Annotated in this window: 4 protein-coding genes and 1 pseudogene; 3 read left to right on the plus strand and 2 right to left on the minus strand. The window is 67.0% G+C overall.

Annotated elements, in window-relative coordinates:
• A partial coding sequence (locus tag ACR2JA_RS06390; protein WP_434008271.1) for an aspartate aminotransferase family protein occupies positions 1-1,182 on the minus strand: 1,182 nt, incomplete at its 3' end.
• Between the two features lie 334 nt (positions 1,183-1,516).
• Between ACR2JA_RS06390 and ACR2JA_RS06395 the strand changes: the two genes are divergently transcribed.
• Complete coding sequence (locus ACR2JA_RS06395; protein ID WP_434008272.1) at positions 1,517-1,846, plus strand: DUF3579 domain-containing protein; 330 nt, start codon at positions 1,517-1,519, stop codon at positions 1,844-1,846.
• 94 nt (positions 1,847-1,940) lie between these two features.
• Positions 1,941-2,771 (plus strand): annotated as a pseudogene (locus tag ACR2JA_RS06400) (TIGR00266 family protein).
• A 149-nt stretch (positions 2,772-2,920) separates the two neighbouring features.
• Here ACR2JA_RS06400 and rpsT read toward each other — a convergent pair.
• Positions 2,921-3,220, minus strand: coding sequence for a 30S ribosomal protein S20 (rpsT, locus tag ACR2JA_RS06405; protein ID WP_434008273.1), 300 nt, complete (start codon positions 3,218-3,220; stop codon positions 2,921-2,923).
• 223 nt (positions 3,221-3,443) lie between these two features.
• Here rpsT and murJ point away from each other — a divergent pair, with 223 nt between their 5' ends.
• A complete protein-coding gene (gene murJ, locus ACR2JA_RS06410; protein ID WP_434008274.1) occupies positions 3,444-5,009 on the plus strand; it encodes a murein biosynthesis integral membrane protein MurJ in 1,566 nt (521 codons plus the stop codon).

A 5,009-nucleotide genomic window follows, 5' to 3' on the forward strand; every position in this document is an offset into this window, starting at 1 on the left:
GATGATCGGCAGCAGGCGGGCGCCGATCTCGTCGGCCTCGGCGCCGGTGATGATCAACGGCGGCACCAGGCGGATCACGCTGTCGGCCGTGACCGAGAGCAGCAGGCCGGCGTCGGCCGCGCGCTGGGTGATCACGCCGCAGGGCTTGTCCAGCTCGATGCCGATCATCAGGCCGTGGCCTCGCACTTCCTTCACGCCCTTCTTGCCCATCAGGGCCGTCACCAGCTTGGTCTGCAGGTGCAGGCCCATCTTGGCGGCGTTCTCCAGCAGGCCGTCTTCGTCCCTGATGCGGATGGTTTCGACGCCGGCGCGCATGGACAGCGGGTTGCCGCCAAAGGTGGTGCCGTGGTTTCCGGGCGCAAAGATGTTCGCGGCCTTGGGACCTGCGACGACGGCGCCGATCGGCACGCCAGAACCCAGGCCCTTGGCCAGCGGCATCACGTCGGGCTGGATGCCCGCCCACTGGTGCGCGAACCACTTGCCGGTGCGGCCCATGCCGCACTGCACCTCGTCGATCATCATCAGCCAGTCGTTGGCGTCGCACAGGGCGCGCACGCCCTGCAGGTACTCGACGCGCATGGGGTTCACGCCACCTTCGCCCTGGATGGTTTCGAAGAACACGGCCACCACGTTGGGGTTGCCGGCGGTGGCCTTCTTCAGCGCCTCGATGTCGTTCACCGGCACGCGGATGAAACCTTCCACCAGCGGGCCGAAGCCGGCCTGCACTTTGGGGTTGCCCGTGGCCGACAGGGTGGCGATGGAGCGGCCATGGAAGGCTTTTTCATAGACCACGATCTCCGGGCGCTCGATGCCCTTGTCGTGACCGTACTTGCGCGCCAGTTTGAGAGCGGCTTCGTTCGCTTCCAGGCCGGTGGAGCAGAAGAAGACGTTGGTCAGGCCGGAGCGTTCCACCAGCAGCCGGGCCAGTTCTTCCTGGCCGGGCACGTGGTAGTAGTTGCAGCAGTGGATCATGTTGGCCACCTGATCCTGCAGCGCCTTCACCAGTTTGGGGTGGCCATGGCCCAGGGTGTTCACCGCGATGCCGGCCAGCGCGTCCAGGTATTCCTTGCCGTTGACGTCCCACACGCGGCAGCCCTTGCCGTGCGTCAGGGCGATCGGCAGTCGCCCGTAGGTGTTCATCACGTGGGGCGACGACGGGACGATGGGGGCAGCGGCGCTCATGCAGGACTCCAGAAAGGGAAGGGCAGACCGATAGAAACAGAAGCGGCCCAACGAAGGTTGAGCCGTTGAAAGCCGATTTTAGGCGCTGCATTGGGCACGATCATTGCTGATGCAGCATCGCTGTCATGAAAGCACGCCAGCATGAATGGCCGGTGACGCGGTGAATGCCCCAGTGAGGTGCGCCGCTCATCCGGGTAATCCCTTGGCTCAAGTCTTATATAAGATATAATTCCGGTATCTGCAACGGCATTCCATCCGACGTTGCTGCAGAGCCCAGCCGCCCTCCACACGAAGGCTCAGCGCACGACGTCCACCGCCCGCTCGCTACCCACCCATGGCCGCCAACCCCTCCGCCAAGCAAGTGTTCATCCAGGGCGTGACCCGGAGCGGACGCACGTTCCGCCCCAGCGACTGGGCCGAGCGCCTGGCCGGCGTGATGAGCCAGTTCCGTCCCGGCGGCGGCAGCTCGCGCATCGGCAGCCACCTGGCCTATTCGCCCTGGTGTGTGCCCACGGTGGTCAACGGCATCAAGGTCGTCATCGTGCACACCGATCTGCGCGAAGCCGAGCCCATGGCCTGGGACTTCTGCATGAACTTCGCCAAGGACAACGACCTGCAGGTGGCCGAAGGCTGCCTGCTGCCCGAGCCCCCGGCCAAGGCCTGACGGCGTCCGGTGGCGCTTGCCACCGACGGGCCATCCGCATCCGCTATCCTCCGCCGGTCGGGCAGCCAGGCCCCAGTTTTGAACGGAGCAGACCATGGCGATGGATGTGGTGGATTACCAGTTGCACGGCGACGACATGCAGTTCGTCGAAATCGAACTCGACCCCGGTGAGGCCGCCATCGGCGAAGCCGGCAGCATGATGTACATGGAAGACGGCATCCGCATGGACACCGTCTTCGGCGACGGTTCGTCCGGCTCGGGCGGCGGCGGCCTGTTCGGCAAACTGCTGGGCGCGGGCAAGCGCCTGATCACCGGCGAATCGCTGTTCACCACGGTCTACACCAACGATGGCCACGGCAAACGCAAGGTCGCGTTCGCCGCACCCTACACCGGCAAGATCATCCCGTTCGACCTGAGTCAGCACGGCGGCACCCTGATCTGCCAGCGCGACGCCTTCCTCTGCGCGGCCAAGGGCGTGGCCCTGGGCATCGCTTTCCAGCGCAAGCTGGGCACCGGCTTCTTTGGCGGCGAGGGCTTCATCATGCAGAAGCTCGACGGCGATGGCCTGGCCTTCGTGCACTCGGGTGGCACGGTGCTGGAACGCAAGCTCGCGCCCGGCGAGGTGCTGCGCGTGGACACCGGCTGAGTTGTGGCCTACACGCCGGACATCGACTTCGACATCCAGTTCGTGGGCGGCGTGAAGACGGCGCTGTTCGGCGGCGAAGGTTTGTTTTTCGCCACGCTGCGTGGCCCGGGCACGGTCTGGATCCAGTCGCTGCCCTTCGCGCGCCTGGCCTCGCGCATCTTCGCCGCGGCACCCATGGCCCAGGGCGGCAGCGGCCGTGGTGGCGAGCAAGGCGGCCTGGCCGGTGGATTGCTGGGCGGCAGCCTGCTCGGCGGTTTCGTCGGTGGAGACGACGACTGACCCCGGTGTCGAGCGCCCAAAGAAAAACCGCCCCGAGGGGCGGTTTTCTCTTTTGCTGGCAGCGCACCGTTTCAAACGGCAGACCGGTGCATCAGGGATGCGTCGGTCCGGGCTGATGGCCTGCCGGAGCAGGCCGGCCGTCGCTGAAATCAAGCGGCGGCGGTGGCCAGGGCCTTGACCTTGGCGGACAGGCGGCTCTTGTCGCGAGCGGCCTTGTTCTTGTGGAAGATGCCCTTGTCGGCCACGGTGTCGACCACGGTCTGCATCTTGGCGAACAGTTCGGCAGCCTTGGTCTTGTCGCCGGCCAGAACAGCCTTTTCGACGTTATTGACGGCGGTGCGGTACTTCGAACGCAGCGAGGTGTTGGCTGCGTTCAGCTTGACGTCTTGGCGTGCGCGCTTGCGGCCAGACGCCAGACGGGGGTTCTTTTTCTTCGGCTTGGTTGCCATGGTGTAAATCCTTTACGTGTTTGGGATGATGCCAGCAAAGCCGAACATTATAGCCCGGCGTTCCATCGCCTGCCACCACCTGCCATTCAGACCTGGGCGGCTGTGGAACGGCCCTGCGACAGGCTTAGGACCGGCCACCGGCCTTGTCCCTCCTCCAAGCCGCAGGCGCCAGAGAGGGTGACGACGCCGCAGGCGGCGCAGGGGGTGCTCTTACACTCCCCGCGTGTCACTCTTCAAATCCGCCTCGCTCGTCTCCCTGCTGACCCTGGCCTCGCGCATCACCGGGCTGGTGCGTGAGCTGCTCATGGCCTCGGCCTTTGGCGCCAGCGCCCTGACCGACGCCTTCAACGTCGCTTTCCGCATCCCCAACCTGCTGCGGCGCCTGTTCGCCGAGGGCGCATTCAGCCAGGCCTTCGTGCCGGTGCTGGCCGCCGCGCGCGAGAAGGAGGGCGACGACGCCACCCGCCAGATGGTCGACCAGATCGCCACCGTGCTGGCCTGGGCGCTCACGCTGACCTGTGTGCTGGGGGTGGCCGGCGCGCCGGTGCTGGTCTGGGCCATGGCCAGCGGCTTGCAGCAGAGCCCGCACGGTTTTGAGGCGGCGGTGTTCATGACGCGCTGGATGTTCCCCTACATCGGCTTCATGTCCTTTGTCGCGCTGTCGGCCGGCATCCTGAACACCTGGAAGCATTTTGCTGTGCCGGCCGCCACGCCGGTGCTGCTGAACGTGGCCATGATCGCCGCGGCCGGCTGGGGCGCCCCGTGGTTCAAAACCCTGGGCATCGAACCCATCTACGCCATGGTCGGCGGCGTGCTGCTGGGCGGCACCTTGCAGCTGGCGGTGCAGATCCCGGCACTGCGCCGCCTGGGCATGCTGCCGCGCATCGGCCTGCGCTGGGCCACACTGCGGGCCGCATGGGCACACCCCGGCACGCGCCGCGTCACCACGCTCATGTTGCCGGCCCTGCTGGGCGTCAGCGTGGCGCAGATCTCGCTGCTGATCAACACCCAGATCGCCTCGCACCTCACCACCGGCAGCGTCAGCTGGCTGACCTACGCCGACCGCCTGATGGAGTTCCCCACCGCCATGCTGGGTGTGGCGCTGGGCGTGGTGCTGCTGCCGCAACTGGCAGCGGCCCGCGCCGCCGACGACGGGGTGCGCTACAGCAACCTGCTGGACTGGGGCCTGCGCCTGGTGGTGCTGCTGGCCGTGCCGTGCGCGGTGGCGCTGCTCACGTTCGCGCGGCCGCTGGTGGCCACGCTCTACCACTACGGCGCCTTCAGCAGCACCGACGTGCAGCAGACCACCGTGGCGCTGATGGGCTACGGCGCTGGCCTGCTGGGCCTGATCGCCATCAAGGTGCTGGCGCCGGGCTTTTATGCCCGCCAGGACATCAAGACGCCTGTGAAGATCGCGGTGGTGGTGCTGGCGCTGACGCAGCTGATGAACCTGGTCTTCGTGCCCTACCTCGCGCACGCCGGTCTGGCGCTGGCCATTGGCCTGGGTGCCATGGTCAACGCGCTGTGGCTGCTGATCGGCCTGATCCGCCGCGGCGCCTACACCCCGTCGGCCGGCTGGGCGCGCTTTGCGCTGCAGGTGCTGGCGGCCAGCGCGCTGCTGGCGGTGTACCTGATGTGGCTGGCCGCCCGCGTGGACTGGGTGGCGCTGCAGGCCCATGCCCTGCAACGCGTCGGCCTGCTTGCGCTGGCGGTGCTGGGCGCTGCGCTGGTCTACTTCGTCAGCCTGACGCTGGCCGGTGTGAAGCTGCGCCAATTCGTCCGAAAATGA

This window comes from Hydrogenophaga sp. (genome assembly GCF_051007235.1).
Taxonomy (GTDB): Bacteria; Pseudomonadota; Gammaproteobacteria; order Burkholderiales; family Burkholderiaceae_C; genus Hydrogenophaga.